The organism is Streptomyces sp. T12, assembly GCF_028736035.1.
Classification (GTDB): Bacteria; Actinomycetota; Actinomycetes; order Streptomycetales; family Streptomycetaceae; genus Streptomyces.
Genome location: NZ_CP117866.1, coordinates 8,624,677 through 8,650,040, shown reverse-complemented (window position 1 = coordinate 8,650,040; position 25,364 = coordinate 8,624,677). Strand labels below are relative to the sequence as shown.

The following is a 25,364-nucleotide window of genomic DNA, read 5'->3' as shown; positions in this document are numbered from 1 at the left end:
CATTGCGCATCGCCACTTACCTGTACGAGGGACGCCGTCGGTGCGGAGTCGTGGAGGGCACCGCCGTCCGGGCTCTGCCGGACGGCACCTCCCCCCTGAACGCCGCCGGCACCCGCCCTGTAGGGGACGCCGTCCCGCTGTCCGACGTACGCCTGCTGCCGCCGCTGGAGCCGCCGACCGTCCGGGACTTCGTCACCTTCGAGGAGCACGTCGAAGGCGTCCGGCGCTCCGTGGACGGGGCCGCCGGGGTGCCGGAGCGGTGGTACGCCGCCCCGACCTTCTACTTCACCAACCCCTACGCGGTGTACGGCCCGCACGACGACATCCCGATGCCGCCGGGGTCGGCCGTGCTCGACTTCGAGCTGGAGGTCGCCGCCGTGATCGGCCGAGAAGGCCGCGACCTCACCCCGGAGCAGGCCCGCGACCACATCGTCGGCTACACGATCTTCAACGACTGGTCCGCCCGCGACCTGCAGTCGGCGGAGATGAAGGTGGGCCTGGGCCCCTGCAAGGGCAAGGACACCGCCACCACCCTCGGCCCCTACCTCGTCACCGCCGACGAGCTGGAGCCCTACCGGGACACCGACGGTTTCCTGCGGCTGGCGCTGACCGCCGAGATCAACGGCGAGGTGGTCGGCAAGGACCTGCTGTCCAACATGAGCTGGACCTTCGAGGAGATGGTCGCCTACGCCTCGCGCGGCACGTGGGTACGTCCCGGAGACGTGCTCGGCTCCGGGACCTGCGGCAACGGCGGCTGCCTCGCCGAGCTGTGGGGCGTGCGCGGCCGGCGGGACCCGGCGCCGCTGAAGCCCGGCGACACCGTCACGCTCACCGTCGAGGGCATCGGCTCCGTGTCCAACACCGTGGTGGCGGGCCCTGATCCGGTGCCGGTGCCGGTCGCTCGACGTCGGCCCCGGGAGCGGCCGTGAGCGACCTGCGTCCCAAAAGGCTCCTCGGCAAGGTCGTCGTGGTCACGGGCGCGGCACGCGGCCAGGGCGCCGCCGAGGCCGAGGCACTGACCCGCGAGGGCGCCCGGGTGATCGCCACCGACGTGACGGACGCACCCGGCTGTCGCCGCCTCGACGTCACCAGCGACAAGGAGTGGTCCGAACTCGCCGCCGAGCTACGGGAGTCGTACGGCGGTGTCCACGGCCTGGTCAACAACGCGGGCATCACCTGGCGCGCCCGCCTCGGCGACGTACGCCCGGAGGACTTCGACCGTGTCCACGCCGTCAACGTCACCGGGCCGCTGCTCGGCATCCAGCACCTCGCCCCGTTGATGGCGCCGGGCTCGTCCATCGTCAACGTCGGCTCGACGGCCGCACTCACCGGCCACTACCCGATCGCCTACACGGCCAGCAAGTGGGCGCTGCGGGGCCTGTCGAAGGCGGCGGCGACCGAACTCGGCCCGCGCGGCATCCGCGTCAACACCATCCACCCCGGCTACATCGAGACCGAGATGACCGCCTCCGCGGCCCCCGCCTTCCGCGAGGCGAACATCCGCGAGACGCCGCTCGGCCGCACCGGCACCGTGGACGAGATCACCCCGCTCGTGGTGTTCCTGCTCTGCGCCGAGGCGTCCTTCATCACCGGCGCCGAGATCCCCGTAGACGGAGGTCTCACCGCACACGGCGGCGTCAAGTCCCTCTCGGACGCGCTGCGTTCGTGAGCCGTCACCCCAGAAAGGCACCTGTGTGAACAAGGTCTGTGAGAGCGCCGCCGAGGCGGTCGCCGACATCCCGGACGGCGCGTCGCTGGCCGTCGGCGGCTTCGGCCTCAGCGGCATCCCGGCGGTCCTCGTCGAGGCGTTGCACGCACAGGGCGCGAGCGGCCTGAGGGTCGTGTCGAACAACTGCGGCGTGGACGGTCGGGGTCTGGGCGTGCTGCTCGCGGCGGGCCGGATCGCCCGGGTCACCGGCTCCTATGTGGGCGAGAACAAGGAGTTCGCCCGCCAGTACCTGTCCGGGGAACTGGAGGTGGAGCTCGTGCCGCAGGGCACGCTGGCCGAGCGGCTGCGCGCGGGCGGCGCGGGCATCCCGGCGTTCTTCACGCCGGCCGGGGTCGGCACCCAGGTCGCGAACGGGGGGCTGCCGTGGCGGTACGCGTCCGACGGCTCGGTGGCGGTGGCGTCCCCGGCCAAGGAGATCCGCGCCTTCGACGGCCGCCCGCACGTCCTGGAGCACGCCATCACCGCGGACTTCGCGCTCGTACGGGCCTGGCGCGGCGACCGCCACGGCAACCTGGTCTTCCGCAAGGCGTCGGCCAACTTCAACCCCCTCGCGGCGATGGCCGGGCGGGTCACCGTCGCCGAGGTGGAGGAGCTGGTGGAGCCGGGCGAACTCGGCCCCGACGAGGTTCATCTGCCCGGAATCTTCGTCCAGCGGGTGGTGCGGCTGACGCGCGAAGAGGCAGCCGACAAGCACATCGAGAAAGTATCGGTACGTTCCTGATGACCTGGACCCGCGACCAGATGGCCGCCCGCGCGGCCGCCGAACTCACCGACGGCTCCTACGTGAACCTCGGCATCGGCCTGCCCACCCTCATCCCGGACCACCTGCCACCCGGCGTCCATGTCGTCCTGCACTCCGAGAACGGCATCCTCGGCACCGGCCCCTACCCGACCGCCCGCCAGGTCGACCCGGACCTCATCAACGCCGGCAAGGAGACCGTCACCGTCCTGCCGGGCGCCTCCTTCTTCGACTCGGCCCTGTCCTTCGGCATGATCCGCGGCGGGCACATCGACACCGCCGTGCTCGGGGCCATGCAGGTGTCGGCACGCGGTGACCTGGCCAACTGGATGATCCCCGGGAAGATGGTCAAAGGCATGGGCGGGGCGATGGACCTGGTCCACGGCGCCCGTCGCGTCGTCGTGCTGATGGAGCACACCGCCAAGGACGGCTCCCCCAAGCTGGTCGCGGAGTGCACCCTGCCGCTCACCGGCGAACGCTGCGTGCACCGCGTCATCACCGACCTCGGCGTCCTCGACGTCACGCCCGACGGCCTCGCCCTCGTCGAGACCGCCCCCGGAGTCACCGTGGACGACGTCGCGGCGCGTACGGGTGCCCCGCTGCTGCTGGACTCGGCCACTTCGGCCTGCTGATGGGTCTTTGCCAAAGGTCTTGGTCATAGGTCTTGGTCATAGGTCTTTTGACATAGGTATCTCTGCATACCTAAAGTTGTGGCATGCCCCAGCACAGCGCGTCCGCCCAGGACCTCGACCACGTGGCCGAGGTCCTCGTGGCGTGCCTGCCCGCGCTGCACCGGGCCCTCGACCGGCAGGTCGGTCAGGAGTTCCCGCACCCCAAGCCCCCCGAGGCCCAGCTCGCGCTGCTGCGGCATGTCGAGGCCCATGACGGGGTCACCGTGCGGGAAGCGGCCGAGGCATTGCTGATGAAGCCCAACAACGTCAGCACGCTGGTCACGCAGATGACCGAGCAGGGGCTGCTGGAACGCCGACCGGACCCCGCCGACAAGCGGGTCGCGCACCTGCACCTCACCGCGACCTCACGGCAGCGGCTCGCCGAGGTCTCGGACCTGATGAGTGCCCATCTCGCGCGGGCGCTGCGCGCCCTGACCGACGGCGAACTGGACGCCCTCGGTTCCGCGCTCAGTGCGCTCAACGCGCTCACCGAGCGCCTTCACCGCCCCGCGCGCTGATCCGCGCACCTCGGTATCCAAGACTTGACGAAGGACAGGCACACCCATGCCCTCCGTGACCACCGGCTCCTCCACCCTGCCCGCCTCCGCCCCGCCCGCCGACCAGCCGCGCGGCCCGCGCGCCAACCCCTGGCTGACGCTGATCGCCGTCGCCTTCGGCCTGTTCATGGTCGGCCTCGACGGCTCGGTCGTCTCGATCGCCAACCCCGAGATCGGCCGGGACCTGAACGCCTCCACGGCCGACCTCCAGTGGGTCACCAACTCCTACCTGCTGGCCCTCGCCGCCGCCCTGATCCTCGGCGGCAAGCTCGGCGACCGGTTCGGGCGCCGTACCTTCTACCTGGTCGGCGTCGCGGGGTTCACCGCCGCGTCCGTCGCCATCGGCCTTTCCGGGTCCATCACGGGCGTCATCGTCTTCCGCGCGCTCCAGGGCTTCTTCGGTGCCCTGCTGATGCCCAACACGCTCGGCATGCTGCGTGCGGTGTTCCCGCCGCGGAAGTTCGGCATGGCGGTCGGCATCTGGGCCATGGTCTCCTCGGTCTCCACCGCCCTCGGCCCCATCGTGGGCGGCCTGCTCGTGCAGCACGTCAGCTGGGAGTCCGTCTTCTACATCAACGCCCCCATCGGCGTCGTCGCGCTCGTCTTCAGCGCCGTCGTCCTGCCGCAGAGCAAGAACACCGCCGCCGCGGACGAGAAGTTCGACATCGTCGGCGTCGTCCTGCTGGCGGTCGGTCTGCTCGCCGTCGTGTTCGGCGTGGTCAAGGGCGAGACGTGGGGCTGGACTTCGGGCGGCACGCTGGGCGCGATGGCGGCGGGCGTGGCGATCCTGCTGCTCTTCGGCTGGTACGAGACCCGGGTCGCCGCTCCTCTGCTGCCCATGCGCCTGTTCCGCAACCCGGCGCTGGCCATCGGCACGGTCATCACCGCGCTGAACTTCTTCGTGCTGCTCGGCGTGATCTTCTTCGTCATGCTGTACCTGCAGAACGTGCGCGGCTTCAGTCCCGTCGAGGCCGGGGTGCGCACCCTGCCGCTGAGCCTCGCCTCGGTCGTGGCGTCCCCGCTGGGCGCGGCGCTCACGGACCGGTTCGGGCCGCGCCTCACCATGCCGCTGGGCATGGCGCTCCAGGCCGTCGCCTGCTTCACGATGCTCAGCTGGAGCGCGGACTCGTCGTACGCCACCATGTGGCCGCCGTTCATCGCGCTCGGCCTGGGTGTCGGCATGGTGATGTCCTCCTCGTCCGACGCGATCGTGGGCAACGCTCCGGTGAAGGACGGCGGCGTGGCGGGCGGCCTGCAGGCGACCGCGCTGCAGATCGGCGGCGCGCTCGGCACCTCCGTGCTGGTGTCCCTCATCAGCAGCCGGGTCGGCGCCACCCTGACCGGCGAACTGACCTCTGCCGGCGTGCCCGCACAGACGGCGCAGGGCCTGAGCGAGGCGAAGGACGCGGTGGCCATGGGCGTCGCTCCGGTCTCCGGTGACATGCCCGGCCGGCTCGAGTCCGCCGTCGTCGAGGGAAGCCACCAGGCCTTCATGAACGGCGTGCACACCTCCGCGCTGGTCGCCGGTGTGCTGTGCGTCGTCGGCGCCGTGGTGGCCGTGGCCGGCGTACGGAGGACTCCCGCGGCGGCCCGCCACTGAGGACCGGTGCGCTCACGGGATCTCCTGTTCGGCCCAGATGATCTTTCCGTCGGCCGTATAGCGGGCGCCCCAGCGATGGGCGAGCTGGGCCACCAGGAACAGGCCGCGGCCGCCCTCGTCCATGCTCCGGGCGTGCCGCAGCCGCGGGGCGGTGCTGCTCGCGTCGGAGACCTCGCAGGTCAGGCGGGAGTCCCGGAGCAGTCGTAGGCGGATGGGGGGTTCGGCGTAGCGGATCGCGTTGGTGACCAGCTCGCTCACGACCAGCTCCGTCGTCATGGCCAGTTCCCCGAAGCCCCAGGCCTCCACCTGGCGGGTCGCCCGGGCCCGGATGTCGGCGACGGCGGCCGGGTCCACGGGCACGCCCCAGGAGACGACGTGCTCGGCGCCCAGGGCGTGGGTGCGCGTCAGGAGCAGGGCGATGTCGTCGGGTTGCGGCACGGGCACGAGCCGGCGCACCACGGACGAGCACAGGGCGTCGAGGTCGAGGTCGTGCCGGGACAGCAGGTCGCCGAGCCGGACCATGCCCCGTTCCATGTCGTGGTCGGCAGCCTCGACGAGGCCGTCGGTGTAGAGACCGAACAGGCTGTTCTCGGCGAGCTCGATCTCGCAGGACTCGAACGCGATCCCGCCCAGCCCGAGCGGCGGCCCGGCCGGGGGCTCCGGGAAGGAGACCTGCCCGTCGGGTGCGACGACGACCGGGGGCGGATGTCCGGCGCGGGCCATCGTGCAGCGCCTGGTGACCGGGTCGTAGACGGCGTACAGACAGGTCGCGCCGAGGAAGGCGGTCCTGCTCTGACGGGTCGCCTCGGCCGCCTCGCCGTCGGGATGCTCCTCGCTCAGGCGCAGCACGAGGTCGTCGAGGTGGGCCAGCAGTTCGTCGGGCGGCATCTCCATGTCGGCGAGGGTCTGTACGGCGGTGCGCAGTCGGCCCATGGTCGCCGCGGCGGTGATGCCGTGGCCGACCACGTCGCCGACGACCAGGCCCACCCGGGCGCCGGACAGCTGGATCACGTCGAACCAGTCGCCGCCGACTCCGCCCGACGGGTCCGCCGGCAGATAGGTGGAGGCCACCTCCAGCGCCGTACCGCCCGTCAGGGCCTGCGGCAGCAGACTGCGCTGCAGGGTGACCGCCGCCGTGTGTTCGCGGGTGTAGCGGCGGGCGTTGTCGACGCACAGCGCCGCTCGCGCCACCAGCTCCCGGGCGACCAGGACGTCGTCGGGCTGGAAGGAGACGGGATTGAGGGAGCGGATGAACGTGGTGAGGCCCAGGGCGGTGTTGCGCGCCCGCATCGGCACGGAGATGAGGGAGTGCAGGCCGAACTCGCGCATGCTGGCCGCCCGCTCGGGCTGTTCGGTGGCCCACAGCTCGTCGGACGGGTCGAGGGCCGGGATGAGGATCGGATCGCCGTCGATGAGCAGATGCGCGTCGTGCGGCGGGGGCACGAAGTCGACCCGGTCCCCGACCTGCGCCACCGCCTCGGGGCAGCCCTCGCGCACCGAGTTCATTCCGGCCCGGCGCATGATCGGCTTGGCGGGTGCCGGTCCCGCGTCGGTGAGCCACGCCCCGTGCCCCTCGGTGCTGAGCACGGGCTCCAGCAGGTCCACGACGACGAAGTCCGCGAACCGGGGCACGGCGAAGTCGGCGAGTTCCTGAGCCGTCCGCAGCACGTCCAGGGTCGTACCGATGCGCGTCCCGGCCTCGTTGACCAGCGACAACAGCTGGCGGGCGGTCCACCGCTCGGTGACGTCGGAGACCATGTAGCAGACGCCGGTGATCGAGTCGGCGGCGTCCACGAGGGGGAAGAAGGAGGTGGAGTAGGCGTGCCGGCGGTGCGGATCGGCCCAGCTCCAGCCCACGTACTCGTAGTCGGTGACCGGGACGCCGGTGTCGAGGACCTTGCGCATCAGCCCCTCGATGGCCTCCGCCTGCAGCCCGGGCAGCAGTTCGCTCAGCCGACGGCCGAGCCGCTGCTCACGGGGCACTCCGCCGAAGCGCTCCAGGGTGTCGTTCAGCCAGACGTAGCGCAGCTGTGTGTCCATCACGGCCATGCCGACCGGCGAGCGGGTCAGGAACCCGTCGAGGACGGACTGGCCCACCTCCCACTGCTGCCGCCGCTCCCGCGCCGAGAGCAGAAAGCACTCGTCGGCGCCGATCCGGAAGGACGCGGAGACGCGCAGGTCCACGTCGATACGGCGGCCGTCGCGCCGCCGTACGGGGATGAGGCCGCTCCATCCCATGCCGGCCCGGCAGCGTTCCACGACACCGGCCACCCGCACCGGATCACCGGGCATCGCCAGCAGCCGTGCGGCCGAGCCGCCGACGATCTCTGCCGCCGGGTGGCCGAGGAGTTCCTCCGCGGCCCGGGTCCAGCCGAGCACGACACCGCGCCCGGACACCACCGCCGCCGCGTCGGAGGACGCGTCGAGGAGAGCACGCGCGCCCGTGGACGTGCGCGCGTCCGGGTCATCTCGCGGAGCATCCATGGGTCCTCACGCAGCGTCCATGGGTCCCGTCCTCACACGACCATGTTCCTGCTTGTCCGCCCGATGTGCACGGGCCGGGCGGCACCCGGCCCGTGCACGAGAGCTCGCCAGGCCGGCCCGGGCTGGGCAAGGCGGCGGGGTGGAGGGAGCATGGAGGTGCCGGTCGTCTCAGCCGTGGTACCCGGCTGTGACGGAGGCCGGCAGTCTCTGCCGGCCGGTGGCGCAGGAGCTGGGATGAGAGCCGAATCCTTCGAGTCCGACGGTGGCGGGTACGAGCGCGAGCCGCCCCGGCCGACCGGCCTGCTGGATGTCCTGAGCGTGGCCGCGGTGGTCGTCGACGCCGACGGCCGCATCGTGTTCTGGACCCCGCAGGCCGAGGACCTCTTCGGCTACACCTCCGAGGAGGCTCTCGGCACATACGCGGCGCGGCTGTTCATCCACCCCGAGCACCTGCCGGCCGTCGCGAAGCTGTTCGCCGAGGTGCTGGAGACCGGCCGGAGCTGGGCGGGCGCCTTCCCCGTGCGGCACAAGGACGGCAGCACCGTCCTGACGGAGTTCCGCAACATGCGGCTGCTGGACGATCTCGGGGACGTGTACGCCCTGGGCATCGCGGCCGACCACTCGCTGCTCCAGCGCGTGGAGACCGACCTGGCGCTGTGCGAGCGGCTGATCAACCAGTCCCCGATCGGGATCGCCCTCCTCGACCCCGACCTGCACTATCTGCTGGTCAACCCGGCACTGGAGCGCATCGACGCCACACCGGCCGAGGACCACGTCGGCCGTCGGCTGCGGGAGACCCTGCCCCTGCCCGACATCGACACCATCGAGTCCGCCCTGCGTCAGGTGCTCACCACGGGCACCCCGCTGCTCGACCAGTACCACGTGGGCCGACCACCGGCCGACCCCGACCACGAGCACGCCTGGTCCCTGTCCTTCTACCGGCTGGACGACTCCAGCGGGCGGGTCCTGGGCGCGGCCATCTCGTTCGTCGACGTCACCGAGCGGCACCGTGCGGCCGCCGAGGCCGACCGGGCCCGGCGGCGCCTGGCCCTGGTCGCCGACGCCTCCACCCGGGTCGGCACCACGCTGGAGGTCGAACAGACCGCCCGCGAGCTGGCCGACATCGCCGCGCCCGAGCTGGCCGACGTGGTCGCCGTGGACGTCCTGGACTCGGCCCTGGCCTGCCGCCGGATGCGCAAACCGGACAACGGCCCCGAGCTCTTCCGCGCCCTCGCCCTGAAAGCGTCCTACCCCAGCGTGGCCCTGCGTGCCGCCGACCCGCCCGGTGATCTCGCCGCCTACGACGGAGACCGCCTCGTCACCCTGTGCGTCCACACCGCCCGGCCGGTGCTGGTGCGCCATGTCGGCGAGCACGACCTGCGGCGCATCGCCCGGGACGACGAGGCCACCTCCCTGCTGGCCCGCGCCGGCGTCCACTCCTATCTCGCCGTGCCGTTGATCGCGCACGGCGAGGTGCTGGGCGCCCTCGACCTCAAGCGCACCCGCAATCCGGTGCCGTTCGACCAGGACGACGTCGTCCTCGCCGGTGAGCTGGCCAGCCGGGCCGCCGTGGCCATCGACAACGCCCGCTGGTTCCAGAGCGTGCGCAACACCGCCCTCACCCTCCAGCGCAGCCTGCTGCCCGACCATGCGCCGCACCAGACCGGCCTGGAGCTCGCCTCCCGCTACCAGCCCGCCCAGGCCACCAGCGAGGTCGGCGGCGACTGGTACGACGTCATCCCGCTGACCGACGACAAGACCGCCCTGGTCGTCGGCGACGTCATGGGCAACGGCATCGACGCCGCCGCCACCATGGGCCGGCTGCGCACCGCCACCTGCGCCTACGCGGACCTCGACCTCGATCCCGGCGCCGTGCTCCAGCACCTGGACAAGATCACCTGCGATCTGGAGCACTACATCGTCACCTGCCTCTACGCGGTGTACGACCCCCGCACGAGGCAGTGCCGTATCGCCAACGCGGGACACATGCCGCCCGCGCTGGCCCGCCCCGGGTGCGCCCCCGAACTGCTCGAACTGCCCACGGGCGCCCCGCTCGGCGTCGGCGGCATCCCCTTCGGGACCACCACGGTCGGCCTCGGCCCCGGCGATCTGCTGGTCCTGTACACCGACGGCCTCGTCGAGACCCGGCTCCACCCCATCGACGAGCGCCTTGACGTCCTGCTCGGCTTCCTCGACGAACCTCTCCGTCCCCTTGAGGAGACCTGCGACCTGCTGCTGTACGGCCTGCGCCATCCCGACGACCACGACGACGTCGCCCTTCTCGTCGCGCGGGTGCTGTAGACCCGGCAGCCCGCTCCGTCGCTCACGTCCGCCTTGCCCGCGCGGCACGCCCGGCGCACGCTGTTGGTATGGGTGCTCGTGACGGCCCGACGCTGATCAGCTCTGTCCAGCGGGCCTTCCGCCTGCTGGAGGCAGTCAGCGCGCACGAGAACGGCGCGCCGGCGAAGCAGCTGGCACGCGAGACGGGCCTGCCCCTGGCCACCGCGTACCACCTGCTGCGGACGCTGGTCCACGACGGGTACGTCCGCAAGCTCGACGACGGCGGGTTCATCCTGGGCGAACGGCTCCAGATGCTGCACACGACGGGCCGGGCGCAGGCGCTGCTCAGCCGGATCCGCCCCACGCTCGCCGCGCTGCGGGACGAACTGTCGACCGCCGCCTACCTCACCTTCTACGAGGAGGGGGAGATCCGGGTCGCCGAGATCGTCGACGGTCCCCGCACTCCCCGCGTCGACCTGTGGGTGGGGTTCGAGGACGCCGGACACGCCACGGCGCTGGGCAAGTCCGTCCTGCGCGAGCTGGACGACGAGGCGCGCAAGGACTACCTGTCCCGGCATGCGCTCGCCGACCTCACCCCCAGGACGATCACCGACACACCGGAACTGCTCCGGCGGCTCGACTCCTCGCCGATGGCCCCGGCCGTCACGGACCTGGAGGAGTACGCCCTCGGCACGGTCTGTGTCGCGGTGCCGGTGTACAGCGGGAACACCCTCGGCTCGCTCGGTGTCTCGCTGCGGGCCGACCGGCGCTCCCGGCTGGAGGAGATCACGGCGCGGCTGCTCCCGGCCGCGAGCCGCGTGACGAGAGGCCTCTCGCTCACTATCTGAAAATGCTGTCCTTGTCCCACCCTCGTCGAACCTATTTCCTAGACGAAACGGACATTTCATGGGCGCATGCCCGCGCGCACAGGTGAGGACAGCCGACAAGACATGAGCAAGGCCCCGCACCACGGTCGTGACCACATGCCGAGGCGACTGGTCGCCGCTACACCCGTACTGCCGATCCTGATCGTCTTCGCCATCGTGGTCGTCGACCTCATCTGCGGGTCGGGGATGACCTCGGTGCCGCTGCTCGCCGTGGGTCCCGCGCTCGCCGCGACCACGAACGGGCCGCGCGGGGTCCTGTGCGTGGGACTGCTCGCCGCCGCCCTGGGCGCGACCCTCGGGATCCGGGACGGCGGACAGGGCCGCGAGCTGGCGGTCGTGCTGGCCGCCCTGCTGGCCGTCACCCTGGCGAGTGTCCTGGCCAGCGCGCTGCGCGGGCGGCGCGAGCGGGTGCTGGCGGCCGTCCGCTCCGTCGCCGAGGCCGCTCAGCACGCGCTGCTGCAGCCCGTACCGGCGACGGTGGGGCCGTTCCAGGTGGCCGTCCGCTACAGCGCGGCCGCGGCGGAGGCCCGGATCGGCGGTGACCTCTACGCGCTCGTGTCCACGCCCTACGGCGTCAGGCTGATCGTCGGCGATGTGCGCGGCAAGGGACTGCCGGCCGTGGGGACGGCCGCTCTGGTGCTCGGTGTCTTCCGCGAGGCCGCCTACGACGAGCCCGATCTCCTCGCCGTCGTCGCGCGGATCGAGCGGAGCCTGGCCCGCAACCTGGGCAGCGACGACTTCGTCACCGCCGTGGTCGCCGGGTACCCGCGGGCGGGCCAGCTGGAAGTGGTCAACTGCGGTCACGCGCCGCCGCTGCTGGTGCGCGAGTCCGTCGTCGTGCCGGTCGAGCCGGACCTTCCGGCACCGCCCCTCGGGCTGCGCACCCTCTCCGGCGAGACCCCCGCTCTGCAGGTGCTGCCCTTCACCGACGGGGACCAGCTGCTGCTCTACACCGACGGCGTCACCGAGGCCCGCAACCACGGCCGTGAGTTCTACCCGCTCGCCGAGGGGCTGGCGCGGCACGCGTCCGAGGAGCCGGCCCGCACGGTCACCGCACTCCACGACGAACTGCTGGCCCACGTGGGCGGCCGACTGCACGACGACGCGGCCCTGCTGCTGCTCCGCATCCCGGTCGCCCCCGAGCCGCCCGCGGCCCCGGCAGCGTCCGACGCCGGGCGCATCGGCTCGTGCTCGCCGTAGCGCCCGGCCATTCCCGCGGAGCGCACCGGCACCGTGCCCGCCCCACCGAACGGTGCTAGAAAAGAGGCATGGCCGGAATCCTCGGCCGCCTGCGCTCCCTGTTGAGCGCGCGCACCGTCGCCCGGCAGGTCTTCGTGCTGCAGGCGGCGATCGTGCTGCTCCTCGTCGCCGCCGCGGTGGCGGCCCTGGTGCTGCAGGTCCGCAACGACACCGAGCGGGAGGCCCGCAACAGGTCCCTCGCCGTCGCCGAGTCCTTCGCGAACGCGCCGGGCGTCGTCGAGGCCCTGGCCGATCCGGATCCGACCACGCTGCTCCAGCCGCGTGCCGAGGCGGCGCGCGAGGCGACCGGCGTGGACTTCATCGTCGTGATGACCAGGGACGGGATCCGCTACACGCATCCCAACCCCGACCGGATCGGCAAGCACTTCGTCGGCACCATCGCACCGGCCGCGGCGGGCGGGGTCGTACGGGAGACGTACACCGGAACCCTGGGGCCGTCCGTGCGGGCCGTGGTCCCCGTGACCGACGGCGACGGCGAGGTCGTCGGTCTGGTGGCCGCCGGGGTGACGCTGGCCAGCGTGGGCGGGGTCGTGGATCACCAGCTGCCGGTGCTGCTCGGCTCGGCGGCGGCCGCGTTCGCCCTCGCCACCGGCGGGACCGCGCTGGTCAGCCGGCGGCTGCTGCGGCAGACGCACGGGCTGGGGCCCGCCGAGATGACGCGGATGTACGAGCATCACGACGCCGTTCTGCACTCCGTACGGGAGGGGGTGCTGATCCTGGACGGGCGGCGGCGGCTGGCGCTGGCGAACGACGAGGCGCGCCGACTGCTCGGGCTGGCCGCCGACGCGGAAGGGCGGCTCTGCCTCGACCTCGGCATCGGAAGCGACCTGGCCGCACTGTTCGCCTCCGGGCGGGACGCCACCGACGAGGTGCACCTGGCGCGGGGCCGGCTGCTGGCCGTCAGCCAGCGCTCGACCGACCGGGCCGGCGGGCCGCCCGGCAGCGTGGCCACGCTGCGGGACACCACCGAGCTGCGGACGATGACCGGCAGGGCGGACGTGGCGCAGGAGCGGCTGAAGCTGCTGTACGACGCGGGGCTGGAGATCGGCACCACCCTCGATGTCACGCGCACCTCGCAGGAGCTGGCCGACTTCGCGGTGCCGCGGTTCGCCGACTTCGTCAGCATCGACCTGGCGGATCCGGTGCTGCGCGGCGGGGAGCCGAAGCTGGGCCGCACGGACATGCGCCGGGTCGCGTTCCGGGGTGTGCGGGAGGGCAGCCCGCTCTATCCGATCGGGAAGCTGATCCACTTCGCCCCGGCCACCCCGCAGGCCTTCGGCTTCGGCACCGGCCAGACCGTGCTGGAGGCGGACATGCCCGCCTTCTCCGGCTGGCAGGAGCAGGATCCCGACAACGCCCGCAGGCTCGTGGATTTCGGGATCCACGCGATGCTCACGGTCCCGTTGCGCGCCCGCGGCGTCATCATGGGCATGGCCACCTTCTGGCGCGCCGACCGGCCCGAGCCCTTCGAGCAGGACGACGTCTCGATGGCCGAGGAGCTGGTGGCCCGGGCCGCCGTCAGCATCGACAACGCCCGCCGCTACACCCGCGAGCACACCCTGTCGGTCACGCTCCAGCGCAGCCTGCTGCCCCGGGCCCTGCCCGCCCAGAGCGGCCTCGACGTCGCCTACCGCTATCTGCCCGCGCACGCGGCGCAGGGCGGGGTCGGCGGGGACTGGTTCGACGTCATCCCGCTGCCGGGCGCGAGGGTGGCGCTGGTCGTCGGGGACGTCGTCGGGCACGGGCTGCACGCGGCGGCCACGATGGGACGGCTCCGTACGGCGGTCCACAACTTCTCCACCCTGGACCTGCCGCCCGACGAACTCCTCGGCCATCTGGACGAGCTGGTGGTCCGCATCGACCAGGACGAGGGCGACGGCGAGGCCGCGCCGGTCACCGGGGCCACCTGCCTGTACGCCGTGTACGACCCGACCTCCGGGCTGTGCGCCCTCTCCCGCGCCGGCCACCTCGAACCGGCCCTCGTCCACCCCGACGGCCGCGTCGAGTTCCCCGCCGTCCCCGGCGGGCCCCCGCTGGGCCTGGGCGGCAGCCTGCCCTTCGAGGCGACCGAGCTGCACCTGTCCGAGGGCAGCGGTCTCGTGCTGTACACGGACGGGCTGGTCGAGGACCAGCGGCGGGACATCGACGAGGGGCTGGAGCTGCTGCGCGGGGCGCTCGCCGCGGCGCCGCCGACACACGGCCGGACGCCGGAGGAGACGTGCAAGGCGGTACTGGAGACCCTGCTGCCCGAGCGGCCGCGCGACGACGTCGCCCTCGTCGTCGCGCGGACGCGGATGCTCCCCGCCGACCGCACGGCGTCCTGGGACGTCCCGGACGACCCCGCGGCCGTGGCCCGGGTCCGGGCGGCGGCCACCAGGACGCTGGACGAGTGGGGGCTGGCGGAGGAGGCGTTCACGACCGAGCTGATCCTCAGCGAGCTGGTCACGAACGCCCTCCGCCACGCCACCGGCCCCATCCACGTCCGCCTGATCCGCGACCGCGCCCTGATCTGCGAGGTCGCCGACGGCAGCAGCACCGCCCCGCATCTGCGCAGCGCGGCCACGACGGACGAGGGTGGACGGGGCCTGTTCCTGGTGGCGCAGTTCGCCGAGCGGTGGGGCACGCGGTACACCGCGGACGGCAAGGTGATCTGGACGGAGCAGCCCCTCGCCGACGGCCCTGCCTGACCCCGCGGCGGGTCAGCCCCCGTGCGCCTCCAGTGCCGCCCGCACCCCCGATTCAAGGGCGCCCTCGATCCACGACGGCTTGACCGAGGTGTGGTCCCCGGCGAAGTACAGCGGGCCCTCGGACGCGCGGATGGCGGCGAGGAGCTCGGCGTGCTGACCGGGAAGGAGGACGGACGCCTCCCCGTACGCGTACGGATCGCGCAACCAGCTCTGGGTCCGCCCGGCCCCCGTGTTGAAGACCTCGACGCGCTGGCCGTAGACCTGTTGCAGTCCCCGCAGCGCGTGCGGGTAGCGGGCGTCCTCGTCGAGGGAGTCCCAGCGGGAGGCGTCGTCGGCCCAGCTGTAGGAGGCGAGGACGACGCCGCCCTTGCTGCCGTCGATCGGGTGGGAGGGGTTGATCATGAAGCGGTTGGAGTTGTCGGAGACGGACCCGCCGCCGATGATGTGCGCCGCCTCGGGCTGGTCGCGGGTGGCCCAGCGGTTGGCGGCGATGGGGGTGCCCCGCGCGAGCCGAGCGAAGCCGGTTCGAGCGTGGGGGAGGGCGCGCTGGGCGTCGCTGATGTGGCCTTCGGGGACGGAGGGATGGCTGCCGAGGAGGCTGCCGTCGGCGGGCGCCTTGCCCTTGCGGTAGTCGTCGTAGAGCCCGGGCCGTACGGCGTCGAGCTCCCGCTTCCAGTCGGCCTCGGTGAACTCCCACCAGCGCAGGCCGAATTCGAGCAGCACCTTGGTCGCGCTGTCGTAGTGCAGCTCGGCGACCGCGCGCCGCTTCTTGTCCGACATCAGCGGGCTGACCTGCACCTGCCTGAGCCCCGAGAACGGCACGGTGACGATCGCGAGGTCACCGGTGAACTGCTCGCGCACGACCATTCCGTCGCGGCCCTCGGAGACGGTCTCGATCCAGACGTGCGGGCCCTTGGCGTCGACGTGGGAGGTGTCGTCGGCGCCGGGCCGGCCGGGGGCCCAGTACTCGATGTGCGTCGCGCGCCGGTCGAGGCGCAGGACGTCGGCGACCTGCTTCAGCAGCGCGTCCGGCAGGGTCGCGGTGCCGCCCACCAGCTCCCAGAACTCGGTGTCGGGGCTGATCAGGGACTGGCTGATGAAGCTGTGGATGAACGACAGCGGCAGCCGTGAGGTGAGGTTCTCCAGAGTGCCGATCAGGTCGATGGTCCGCTCGTCGAAGCCGGCGGGCGCAGGATGGTCGAGGAGGGGGTGTCCCGGTACTCGCGGGGGACGCCGAAGGACTCGTTGATCCTGCGGGGCGCCTTCGCGTACTCGGAGCGGCGCACGCGGACGCCGTTGACGTGGAGCCAGGCGTTGTTGACGGGTTTGCCGTCGCCGTCGACGTCGACGAGGTGGAACCGGCGGCGTTTGACGCCGAGTTGGTCGATCAGGCTCATCACCAGCGGATGGCTGCCGGGGATGCGCATGGCGCCCGCCTCCGCGCACTGCGCCGGGTCGGCGAAGGCCTGCGCCGCCTGCTCGTGCCCGCCGGTACGGAAGGTCTTGATCCGGCCGCCGACGCGATTGCCGTTGGCCTCGACGAGCGTGACATGGTGCCCGGCCCGCTTCAGCAGCCAGGCGGCGAGCAGACCGGCGGGACCGGCGCCGACGACGAGGATTCTCTTCGCGGTCTTCGTCTTCGCACACGGCAGCCCGGAGTCGAGGATCTTCCGGTACGTCGGTACGAGCGGCTGGTCGTGCTCGTCGACCACCAGCAGGGCGCGGGCGACCGTCAGGCACGTGTCCCAGTCGGCGGTGGAGCGTGCTCGCTGCGGGGCCCGTCGGGGGACGGCGGGTGCGGCGGCAGCGGCCGCCGACGCGGGAGTCAACGCGGCCAGCGCGGCTGTGGTGGCGGAGGCTGTCGTGAACTGCCGCCGGGAGAGGGAGGTCGGACCGACAGGGGCACGGTGGCTGTCCATGTGCCCGGGATACGGGGGAAGTTGAGAGTGCGGCGCCCATCGGCCAGTTCATCACCTGAACGGGCAAGCGCATCATCACGCACCTGCGCCGGGTGTGCGTCCGCACGCGGGTTTGCAAAGCGCGTGTGACGAAACCGTTGACGCGAGGATGGCCCACTTTTATGTTGCTGTCCCCATCACGATCGGAATCACGAACTCCGTTCGAAATTACGAACAGGGACGGTCTCGTATGCCCCGGATGTCTCACCCGCCGCTCAGGAAGCGCCGCAGATCGCTGATCCTCTGCGTACTCGCGGCCCTCCTTGCCCTGGTGGCGACCACACAGCCGGCGTCCGCGGCGGACGGCCGCCCGTATACCAACCCGCTGAAGTCGTTCAAGGGCGCCGACCCCTGGCTGCAGTACCACGACGGCAACTACTACCTGATCACCACGACGTTCACCGGCATCCTCGGCATCCGCAAGTCGCCGACTCTTGCGGGCCTCGCCACCGCGCCCAACGTGCAGGTCTACGCGGACACCACGTCGACGCGCAACACCAACTTCTGGGCGCCGGAGATGCACCTGTTCAACGGCCACTGGTACGTCTACTACTCGGCCGGGCAGAGCGGTGTCGCCTGCTGTGACTCGCAGCGGACCCATGTCCTGGAGAGCGCCGGCACCGATCCCATGGGGCCGTACACCTACAAGGGTTCGCTCACCGGCTCCAATCTCACCCCGGGCGGCTGGCTGATCGACGCGAGTGTGCTGCAGGCCAACAACAAGCTGTACCTGATGGGCAGCGGGTTCATCAACGGCAGCACGCAGAGCCTGGTCATCGCGCCGCTGAGCAATCCCTACACCCTCGCAAGCAACACCTTCACCATCATCTCCAGCCCGACCCTGGACTGGGAGCGCTCCGGCAACCCCGTCAACGAGGGCCCCGAGCCGCTCTACCACAACGGCCGCACCTTCCTGACGTACTCCGCGAGCTCCTGCCAGACCGCCGACTACAAGCTCGGCCAGCTGGAGCTGACCGGCTCCGACCCGCTGAACCCGGCGTCCTGGACGAAGAAGCAGACCCCCGTCTTCCAGCGCAGTGATGCCAACAGCGTCTACGGCCCCGGTCACAACGGCTTCTTCACCTCGCCCGACGGCACCGAGAACTGGATCGTCTACCACGCCAACTCCGCGTCCAACGGCGGCTGCGGCAACGGACGCACCACCCGCGCCCAGGAGTTCACCTGGAACGCCGACGGCACCCCCAACTTCGGCACCCCCGTCGCCCTCGGCACCACGCTCCCCGGCCCGTCCGGCGAGACGGCGGCGACGCCGACGTCGTACACCCTCGTCAACCGCAACAGCGGCAAGTGCCTCGACGTGAACGGCGGCAACACGGCCGACGGCACCAACATCTTCCAGTGGAGCTGCACCGGCGGCGCCAACCAGAAGTGGAAGCTGGAGGACCTCGGTGACGACACCAACCGGCTGGTCAACGTCGCCACCGGCAAGGTGATGGACACCGCCGAGTGCTCCGCCTCCGACGGCGCCGACATCCGGCAGTGGTCCTGGCTGAACAACAAGTGCCAGCGCTACCGCCTCGTCTTCACCGCGAGCGGCGACTACGTGCGGATCGTCAACGAGTCCACCGGCAAGGTCGCCGACGTCGCCGACTGCTCCACCGCGAACGGCGCCGACGTACGGCAGTGGGCGTGGCTGAACAACAACTGCCAGCAGTGGAAGCTCGTCCCCACCACCTGATCACCCCCCCGCTGATCCCCCACTGATCCCCCACTGATCCCCCTCTGATCACCTCTCTGATCCGGAGAACTCCCTTGAGACGCATAGCCGTACGGCTGCTCATGGCCGTCCTCGTCGCCCTGGCGGCCTGCCTCACCGGGCCGGCCCCCGCCGCCCAGGCCGCCGTCCCCGACTCCCCCGCCGTGACCTACACCAACCCGATCGCGGAGAAGCGGGCCGACCCGCACATCTTCAAACACACCGACGGCTACTACTACTTCACCGCGACCGTCCCCGAGTACGACCGCATCGTGCTGCGCCGGGCGACCACCATCCAGGGTCTGTCGACCGCGCCCGAGACCACGATCTGGACCAAGCACGCCAGCGGCGTGATGGGCGCGCACATCTGGGCGCCGGAGATCCACTTCATCGACGGCAAGTGGTACGTGTACTTCGCCGCCGGCTCCACCAGTGACGTGTGGGCGATCCGGATGTACGTCCTGGAGGGCACGGGCGCCAACCCGCTGACCGCCACCTGGGCGGAGAAGGGGCAGATCAAGACGACGTGGGAGAGCTTCTCGCTCGACGCCACGACCTTCGTCGTGAACGGTGTCCGCTACCTGTCCTGGGCCCAGCGCAACCCGTCCGAGAACAACAACACCAGCCTGTTCATCGCCAAGATGGCCAACCCCTGGACGATCACCGGTACCCCGGCGGAGATCTCGCAGCCCACACTGTCCTGGGAGACGGTCGGCTACAAGGTCAACGAGGGCCCGGCGGTGATCCAGCACGGCGGCAAGGTCTTCATGACCTACTCGGCGAGCGCGACCGACGCCAACTACTGCCTGGGCATGCTGACCGCGTCGGCGAGCGCCGATCTGACCAACCCGGCGTCCTGGACGAAGGGTACGCAGCCGGTCTTCAAGTCCAGCGACGCGACCTCGCAGTACGGCCCGGGCCACAACTCCTTCACCGTCTCCGAGGACGGCAAGTCCGACATCCTCGTCTACCACGACCGCAGCTACAAGAACATCACCGGCGACCCGCTCAACGACCCCAACCGCCGCACCCGCGTGCAGAAGGTGTACTGGAAGGCCGACGGCACCCCCGACTTCGGCATCCCGGTGGCCGACGGAGTCACGCCGCAGCGCTTCTCGTCGTACAACTTCGCGGACCGGTTCATCCGGCACTGGGAGTACCGCGCCAAGATCGAGGCCAACGTCTCCCCGCTCGCGGACTCCCAGTTCCGCGTCGTGACCGGCCTGGCCGGCAGCGGGACGGTCTCGCTGGAGTCGGCCAACTTCCCCGGCTACTACCTGCGGCACAAGAACTTCGAGGTGTGGGTGGAGAAGAACGACGGCACGGCGTCGTTCGCGTCCGACGCCAGCTTCTACAAGCGGGCCGGGCTCGCCGACTCCGCCGGGGTCTCCTACGAGTCGTACAACTACGCCGGGCGCTACATCAGGCACTACGAGTACCTGCTGCAGGTGCAGGCACTCAGCACGGCGACGGACCGGGCGGACGCCACGTTCTACGCCCAGTGAGGCGGTGAGGCGTCTCACCAGGTGAGGCGCAGCCGGCACGGGGGGGCGGTGGGCATCGGCGGTCACATAGCGACCGCCGATGCCCACCGCCGACCCCGGTCCCGCTGGGCCACATGCGTGACCCGTATACGACCACGCCGATGACCAGCTCCGATTCCCTAAGATCGCTCCGTGGTCACGATCCTCCTCGAACGCACGGTTCCGCTCCCCCTCGACGAGGCGTGGCGCCGCCTGACGGAGTGGCCCCGGCACGGCGAGGTGGTCCCGCTGACCCGGGTCACGGTCACCACGCCCCCGCCGACCCGCTTGGGCTCCCGTTTCGTGGCCCGCTCCGGAATCGGCCCGCTCGCCTTCGACGACCCGATGGAGGTCATGGTGTGGCAGCCGCCGGATGCGGGCAACCCTGGTCTGTGCCGACTGGAGAAACGGGGCAGGGTGGTGACGGGCTGGGCCGAGATCGAGGTACGGCCGGGGCCGGGCGGACGGGCACGGGTGCTGTGGCGCGAGGAGCTACGGGTGCGCCTGCTGCCGGGGCTGTTCGACGGCGTACTGGAGCGGGCGGCGCGGTATGTGTTCGGGCGCGCGGTGAACCGGCTCCTGAGACAGGCATGACACAGGTCGCGCGGGCTCGCTGGGAGGAGCACTTCGCGCGGGGACGAGGCTTTCGGGGCGTCGGGGAGCGGGAACTGCGGCTGCTCCGCGAGGCCGTGCGGCCACGCGCCGGCGCCCGGGCCCTGGACATCGGCTGCGGGCTCGGTACCCACGCCGCCGCACTCGCGGGCCTCGGCTACAGCACGCTCGCCGTCGACTGGGCGGAGGCGGCAGTGGCGGCGACCCGTGACCGGTACGCGGATCTGGAGCCTCGCCTGCGCGTGTGCCGCCTGGACTTCGAGGACGCCACCGAGGTCGCGACGCGCCTGCCCCGGGCCGGCTTCGACCTCGTGACGATGCGGCTGGTCCTCGCCTTCATGGCGGACAAGAGGGCGGTCGCGGAACGGGTGCGGGGGCTGCTGGCGCCGGGCGGGACGTGGGTGGTGACGACGCCGCTCGCGGACCGGCTCCCGCGGGAGCGGCGGTACATCGGGGTGACGGCCGAGGACGTGGCGGTCGTGACGGAGGGGTGGGGTCGGGGTGAGTGGTACGACCTCGATGCGGGCGGGGTGCGGTGTTTCGCGCTGCGCGTCTGAGCCCTGCACAGCGAACATGCCGGAGTGGGTCACACGGCGGAGACGGGGGCAACGGGCATGGCACCGGACGAAGTCGAGGCGCTGGCGGTGGACGGGCTGCGGTGGATGCTCTCGGCCGCGCGGGAGACCGGGAGCGGGGGACTCGGCTGGCCCGTCAGGGAGTCGGACGACGATGTCGACCCGAGGTTCTACAACGGTACGGCCGGGGTCGTGCCCGTGCTGTTGGAGGCGTGGCGGCACTTCGGGGACGACGCGTATGCCGACCGGGCGCTGCGCGCGGCCCGCTCCCTCGTGGACGTGGTCGACGCGTACCCGGACGACTCGCTCTACTTCGGCCTCACCGGGATCGCGCTCGTGCTGCGGACCGTCCATCGTGAACTCGGATACGCCGACGCCGACTTGGCGGCAGATCGGGCCCTGGACCGCGTGCGGTCGCGGTTCGACGGGACACGCTGGGGTGACCTGTTCGAGCTGATGGGCGGCAACGCTGGTATCGGGCTGGGCGCGTTGACGGCGGGCGACGCCGATCTGGCCGTACTCGCGCTGGAGCCGTACGTGCGGACGGCGGAGGCGACCGCGGCGGGTGTCACCTGGGAGTGGCGGCGGGGTGTGGAGGAGCGGCTGCATCACATGTCGCACGGCACGCTCGGGATCGCCTACGCGTTGGCCGCAGTGGGCGCGGCGACCGGCCGCACGGAGTTCGTCGAGCTGGGGCAGGCCGGGGTCGCGGACGTCGTGGCCCGCGACGAGGGCGGTCCGGACGGTTTCCTCGCGCCGCACTCCGATCCGCAGCGCCGCCCCGACCTGATCGAGCGCCACAGCTACGGCTGGTGCCACGGACCGGCCGGCGACGCCCACGTCTTCCGGCTGCTGCGGGACCTCACCGCCGACCCCGCCTGGGCTGCCCTGGCCGACCGCTGCTGGCACACCGTGACCCACTGCGGACTGCCGCGCCGGCTGCGCCCCGGCTTCTGGGACAACAACGCCCGCTGCTGCGGCACGGCGGGTGTGCTGGCGCTGGCCTGCGACCGGATCGCCGAGCAGGGCGACTCCCCCGACTTCGCCCGGGTGCTCGTCGCCGACATCGCCGCCCACTCCATCCGGGACGCCGACGGCGCGCGCTGGTCCAACGTCGAGTACCGCAACACCCCGAGCGATCTCGAACCGGAGCCCGGCTGGGCCCAGGGCAACGCGGGGATCGTCCGCGAACTCCTGCGCTACGTCAGGATCGGCCGGGGCGGTGACCCCGCCTACGCCTTCGCCTGGCCCGACCAGCCGGCACCCCGGGCTCAGGCCACCGAGCCGATCCGCCCGGCAGGCGTGGACGTGGACGCCGCGTCGTGATGGATCGGCGTGTGCGCGCCCGTCAGTGAGACCCCGCTCCCGCCACGCCGGCCCGCGACGATCTCCGAGGCGATCGACAGGGCCGTCTCCTCGGGCGTACGGGCGCCGAGGTCCAGCCCGATGGGAGAGCGCAGCCGCGCCAACTCCAGCTCGGTGACGCCGACTTCGCGCAGCCGCTCATTGCGGTCCAGGTGGGTGCGGCGGGAGCCCATCGCGCCGACGTACGCCACCGGCAGGCGCAGCGCCAGCTGCAGCAGCGGTACGTCGAACTTGGCGTCGTGGGTGAGGACGCACAGGACGGTACGGGCGTCCACGGAGGTCCGTTCCAGGTACGTGTGCGGCCACTCCACGACGATCTCGTCGGCATCCGGGAAGCGGGCCTTCGTCGCGAAGACGGGGCGGGCATCGCACACCGTCACGTGGTAGTTCAGGAACTTGCCGATCCGCACCAGCGCCGACGCGAAGTCGATCGCGCCGAAGACGATCATCCGGGGCGGCGGGACCGAGGACTCGACCAGCACCGTGAGCGGGGCTCCGCAGCGCGAGCCCTGTTCGCCGATCTCCAGGGTGCCGGTGCGGCCCGCGTCCAGGAACGCGCCGGCCTCCGCCGCGACCGTGCGGTCCAGCTCGGGGTGGGCGCCGAAGCCGCCGGCGTGTCCGAGGCCTGCGTCGTATCCGGCACCGCCGTCCGGCTGGATCAGCAGCGCCCGGCCCATCAGCTCCCGCGGCCCCGACACGATCCGCGCCACCGCCGCCGCCTCCCCGGCCGCGGCCGCCCGCAGCGCGGCCGCGAGCACCGGGCGGGCCGGGTCCCCGGCCCGTACCGGCGTGACGAGGATGTCGATGACGCCCCCGCACGTCAGGCCGACCGCGAAGGCGTCCTCGTCGCTGTAGCCGAAGCGCTCCAGGACCGTCTCGCCGTCCTGCAGCGCCTGTTGGCACAGCTCGTACACCGCGCCCTCCACACATCCGCCGGAGACCGAGCCGATCGCCGTGCCGTCGGCGTCCACCGCGAGCGCGGCGCCGGGCTGGCGGGGTGCGCTGCCGCCGACCGCCACCACGGTGGCCACGGCGAAGTCACGTCCCTGCTCGACCCACCGGTGCAGCTCTTCGGCGATGTCCAGCATCTGTCGGTCTCCTTAAAGCGGTTGTGTGGAGGGCGGATCACTGCACCGGCTAGTGCACGCCCATCCAGCTCTCAATGGGATTGAGGGCGAAATAGACCACGAAGATGCCTGTCAGGGCCCACATGAACGCCCCGATCTCCCGTACCTTGCCCTGCGCGACCTTGATCGCGACGTACGAGATGACACCGGCGGCGACACCCGCCGTGATCGAGTACGTGAACGGCATGATCACGACCGTGAGGAACACCGGGATCGCGGTGGCCCGGTCGGCCCAGTCCACATGCCGCGCGTTCATCATCATCATGGCACCGATCACCACCAGAGCGGCCGCCGCGACCTCGCCCGGCACGATCGCCGTCAGCGGGGTGAAGAAGAGGCAGGCCGCGAAGAACAGGCCGGTGACGACCGAGGAGAGGCCCGTGCGGGCACCCTCGCCCACGCCGGTCGCCGACTCGACGAACACCGTCTGACCCGAGGCGCCGGCCACACCGCCGATCGCACCGCCCGCACCGTCGATGAACAGCGCCTTGGACAGGCCCGGCATCCGGCCCTTGTCGTCGGCGAGCTTGGCCTCGGTGCCGACGCCGATGATCGTCGCCATCGCGTCGAAGAACCCGGCGAGCACGAGCGTGAACACGATCATGCCGACCGTCATGGCGCCGACCTCGCCCCAGCCGCCGAACTCGACGTTGCCGAAGATCGAGAAGTCCGGCATGGAGACGGCGCTGCCGTGCAGTTCGGGGGCGCCGCTGGCCCACTGCTTGGGGTCGATGACGTCGAGCGCGTTGAGGGTGACGGCGAGCACGGTGCCGCCGACGATGCCGATCAGGATCGCGCCGGGGATGCCGCGCGCCTGGAGCATGAAGATCGCGAGCAGGGTGACGGCGAAGAGCAGGACGGGCCAGCCGGCCAGTTCACCGGCCGGGCCCAGGGTGACCGGGGTCGCCTCGCCCTGGTGCACGAAGCCGGCCTTCACCAGGCCGATCAGGGCGACGAACAGGCCGATGCCCATGGTGATCGCGTGCTTCAGCGCGAGCGGGATCGCGTTCATGATCATCTCGCGCAGGCCGGTGACGACCAGCAGCATGATGACCACGCCGTACATCACGCACATGCCCATGGCCTGCGGCCAGGTCATCTGCGGGGCGACCTGCGAGGCGAGGACGCCGGAGACGGAGAGGCCGGCGGCGAGGGCCAGCGGCACCTTGCCGAAGAAGCCCATCAGCAGCGTGGTGAAGGCCGCCGCGAACGCGGTCGCGGTGATCAGGGCCTTCTGGGCGAGGGTGTCCCCCGCCGCGTCCTTGCCGGACAGGATCAGCGGGTTGAGCAGGAGGATGTACGCCATCGCCATGAAGGTGGTGATGCCGCCGCGCACCTCGCGCGCGATCGTGGATTCTCTCTTGGTTATGTGGAAGTACCGGTCGAGCCAGGACCTGCCGGCCGGGACGCGGGTGCCTTCTCCCGCGTCTTCGGCTGTGGTCGCCGGCTCCAGTGACTGCTGGGTCATGTGGGCCTACTCCCAAGGTTCATAGGGACACCCGTATGGGGAACCGCCGGCGGCGGCTACGGGTTTTGGGAAGGTGCTTCGGCCGCACGACCCGGGGGACGGCCCGAGACGAACGATCTGGTTAC

Annotated in this window: 18 protein-coding genes and 1 pseudogene; 15 read left to right on the top strand and 4 right to left on the bottom strand. The window is 71.7% G+C overall.

Annotated elements, in window-relative coordinates; translation table 11 throughout:
- The first annotated feature begins 2 nt into the window (after positions 1-2).
- From PBV52_RS38740 to PBV52_RS38715, 6 genes are all read left to right on the top strand, one after another.
- Positions 3-929: a fumarylacetoacetate hydrolase family protein gene (locus PBV52_RS38740; RefSeq protein ID WP_274245150.1), complete on the top strand. Its 927-nt coding sequence runs from the start codon at positions 3-5 to the stop codon at positions 927-929.
- Positions 926-1,669 carry an SDR family NAD(P)-dependent oxidoreductase gene (locus PBV52_RS38735; RefSeq protein WP_274245148.1) on the top strand — a complete coding sequence of 248 codons (744 nt, stop codon included), beginning with the start codon at positions 926-928 and terminating at the stop codon, positions 1,667-1,669. Before PBV52_RS38740 ends, PBV52_RS38735 begins: the two co-directional genes overlap by 4 nt.
- 25 nt (positions 1,670-1,694) lie before the next feature.
- On the top strand, positions 1,695-2,450 hold the full coding sequence (locus tag PBV52_RS38730; protein ID WP_274245146.1) for a CoA transferase subunit A: 756 nt from the start codon (positions 1,695-1,697) through the stop codon (positions 2,448-2,450).
- Positions 2,450-3,100 (top strand): CoA transferase subunit B, encoded by a 651-nt coding sequence (locus tag PBV52_RS38725; RefSeq protein ID WP_274245143.1) that lies wholly within the window; start codon positions 2,450-2,452, stop codon positions 3,098-3,100. The genes PBV52_RS38730 and PBV52_RS38725 overlap by 1 nt, the downstream gene beginning before the upstream one ends.
- A gap of 83 nt (positions 3,101-3,183) precedes the next feature.
- Complete coding sequence (locus PBV52_RS38720) at positions 3,184-3,657, top strand: MarR family winged helix-turn-helix transcriptional regulator (RefSeq protein WP_274245142.1); 474 nt, start codon at positions 3,184-3,186, stop codon at positions 3,655-3,657.
- A gap of 46 nt (positions 3,658-3,703) precedes the next feature.
- A complete protein-coding gene (locus PBV52_RS38715; protein ID WP_274245140.1) occupies positions 3,704-5,296 on the top strand; it encodes an MFS transporter in 1,593 nt (530 codons plus the stop codon).
- 12 nt (positions 5,297-5,308) lie between these two features.
- Here PBV52_RS38715 and PBV52_RS38710 read toward each other — a convergent pair whose 3' ends face one another.
- A complete protein-coding gene (locus tag PBV52_RS38710; RefSeq protein WP_274245138.1) occupies positions 5,309-7,780 on the bottom strand; it encodes a SpoIIE family protein phosphatase in 2,472 nt (823 codons plus the stop codon).
- A gap of 234 nt (positions 7,781-8,014) precedes the next feature.
- On the opposite strand from PBV52_RS38710, the gene PBV52_RS38705 reads away from it, so the two are divergent.
- The 4 genes from PBV52_RS38705 to PBV52_RS38690 all read left to right on the top strand — a co-directional run bounded on the left by PBV52_RS38705 (position 8,015) and on the right by PBV52_RS38690 (position 14,894).
- On the top strand, positions 8,015-10,081 hold the full coding sequence (locus PBV52_RS38705) for a SpoIIE family protein phosphatase (protein ID WP_274245136.1): 2,067 nt from the start codon (positions 8,015-8,017) through the stop codon (positions 10,079-10,081).
- Between the two features lie 68 nt (positions 10,082-10,149).
- Positions 10,150-10,908, top strand: a complete 759-nt coding sequence (locus PBV52_RS38700; RefSeq protein ID WP_274245134.1) for an IclR family transcriptional regulator — start codon at positions 10,150-10,152, stop codon at positions 10,906-10,908.
- A 102-nt stretch (positions 10,909-11,010) separates the two neighbouring features.
- Positions 11,011-12,147, top strand: coding sequence for a PP2C family protein-serine/threonine phosphatase (locus PBV52_RS38695; protein ID WP_274245133.1), 1,137 nt, complete (start codon positions 11,011-11,013; stop codon positions 12,145-12,147).
- A gap of 68 nt (positions 12,148-12,215) precedes the next feature.
- Complete coding sequence (locus PBV52_RS38690) at positions 12,216-14,894, top strand: SpoIIE family protein phosphatase (RefSeq protein WP_274245132.1); 2,679 nt, start codon at positions 12,216-12,218, stop codon at positions 14,892-14,894.
- Between the two features lie 12 nt (positions 14,895-14,906).
- On the opposite strand, the pseudogene PBV52_RS38685 reads toward PBV52_RS38690, so the two are convergent.
- Positions 14,907-16,813 (bottom strand): annotated as a pseudogene (locus PBV52_RS38685) (flavin monoamine oxidase family protein).
- A 238-nt stretch (positions 16,814-17,051) separates the two neighbouring features.
- On the opposite strand from PBV52_RS38685, the gene PBV52_RS38680 reads away from it, so the two are divergent.
- From PBV52_RS38680 to PBV52_RS38660, 5 genes are all read left to right on the top strand, one after another.
- Positions 17,052-18,551 (top strand): family 43 glycosylhydrolase, encoded by a 1,500-nt coding sequence (locus tag PBV52_RS38680; RefSeq protein ID WP_274245130.1) that lies wholly within the window; start codon positions 17,052-17,054, stop codon positions 18,549-18,551.
- Positions 18,552-18,625: 74 nt separating this feature from the next.
- Entirely contained in the window at positions 18,626-20,074 is a 1,449-nt protein-coding gene (locus PBV52_RS38675; protein WP_274245128.1) for a family 43 glycosylhydrolase, read from the top strand.
- Positions 20,075-20,245: 171 nt separating this feature from the next.
- A complete protein-coding gene (locus PBV52_RS38670; protein ID WP_274245126.1) occupies positions 20,246-20,686 on the top strand; it encodes an SRPBCC family protein in 441 nt (146 codons plus the stop codon).
- The gene (locus PBV52_RS38665; protein WP_274245123.1) at positions 20,683-21,261 is read left to right on the top strand and encodes a bifunctional 2-polyprenyl-6-hydroxyphenol methylase/3-demethylubiquinol 3-O-methyltransferase UbiG; all 579 of its coding nucleotides are present in this window, start codon (positions 20,683-20,685) and stop codon (positions 21,259-21,261) included. Before PBV52_RS38670 ends, PBV52_RS38665 begins: the two co-directional genes overlap by 4 nt.
- Before the next feature lie 57 nt (positions 21,262-21,318).
- Complete coding sequence (locus PBV52_RS38660) at positions 21,319-22,605, top strand: lanthionine synthetase LanC family protein (RefSeq protein ID WP_274245121.1); 1,287 nt, start codon at positions 21,319-21,321, stop codon at positions 22,603-22,605.
- On the opposite strand, the gene PBV52_RS38655 is transcribed toward PBV52_RS38660, so the two are convergent.
- Positions 22,551-23,732 carry an XdhC family protein gene (locus PBV52_RS38655; protein WP_274245119.1) on the bottom strand — a complete coding sequence of 394 codons (1,182 nt, stop codon included), beginning with the start codon at positions 23,730-23,732 and terminating at the stop codon, positions 22,551-22,553. The genes PBV52_RS38660 and PBV52_RS38655 overlap by 55 nt on opposite strands.
- 49 nt (positions 23,733-23,781) lie before the next feature.
- Positions 23,782-25,239 carry an NCS2 family permease gene (locus PBV52_RS38650; protein ID WP_274245118.1) on the bottom strand — a complete coding sequence of 486 codons (1,458 nt, stop codon included), beginning with the start codon at positions 25,237-25,239 and terminating at the stop codon, positions 23,782-23,784.
- Between the last annotated feature and the right edge of the window lie 125 nt (positions 25,240-25,364).

What these genes read in the sequence shown, in the direction of transcription:
- PBV52_RS38665 (WP_274245123.1), top strand. Translation starts at nt 20,683, where the DNA reads ATGACACAGGTCGCGCGGGCTCGCTGGGAGGAGCACTTCGCGCGGGGA.
- PBV52_RS38690 (WP_274245132.1), top strand. Translation starts at nt 12,216, where the DNA reads ATGGCCGGAATCCTCGGCCGCCTGCGCTCCCTGTTGAGCGCGCGCACC.
- PBV52_RS38655 (WP_274245119.1), bottom strand. Translation starts at nt 23,732, where the DNA reads ATGCTGGACATCGCCGAAGAGCTGCACCGGTGGGTCGAGCAGGGACGT.
- PBV52_RS38695 (WP_274245133.1), top strand. Translation starts at nt 11,011, where the DNA reads ATGAGCAAGGCCCCGCACCACGGTCGTGACCACATGCCGAGGCGACTG.
- PBV52_RS38680 (WP_274245130.1), top strand. Translation starts at nt 17,052, where the DNA reads ATGTCTCACCCGCCGCTCAGGAAGCGCCGCAGATCGCTGATCCTCTGC.
- PBV52_RS38725 (WP_274245143.1), top strand. Translation starts at nt 2,450, where the DNA reads ATGACCTGGACCCGCGACCAGATGGCCGCCCGCGCGGCCGCCGAACTC.
- PBV52_RS38715 (WP_274245140.1), top strand. Translation starts at nt 3,704, where the DNA reads ATGCCCTCCGTGACCACCGGCTCCTCCACCCTGCCCGCCTCCGCCCCG.
- PBV52_RS38650 (WP_274245118.1), bottom strand. Translation starts at nt 25,239, where the DNA reads ATGACCCAGCAGTCACTGGAGCCGGCGACCACAGCCGAAGACGCGGGA.
- PBV52_RS38720 (WP_274245142.1), top strand. Translation starts at nt 3,184, where the DNA reads ATGCCCCAGCACAGCGCGTCCGCCCAGGACCTCGACCACGTGGCCGAG.
- PBV52_RS38700 (WP_274245134.1), top strand. Translation starts at nt 10,150, where the DNA reads ATGGGTGCTCGTGACGGCCCGACGCTGATCAGCTCTGTCCAGCGGGCC.
- PBV52_RS38710 (WP_274245138.1), bottom strand. Translation starts at nt 7,780, where the DNA reads ATGGATGCTCCGCGAGATGACCCGGACGCGCGCACGTCCACGGGCGCG.
- PBV52_RS38660 (WP_274245121.1), top strand. Translation starts at nt 21,319, where the DNA reads ATGGCACCGGACGAAGTCGAGGCGCTGGCGGTGGACGGGCTGCGGTGG.
- PBV52_RS38705 (WP_274245136.1), top strand. Translation starts at nt 8,015, where the DNA reads ATGAGAGCCGAATCCTTCGAGTCCGACGGTGGCGGGTACGAGCGCGAG.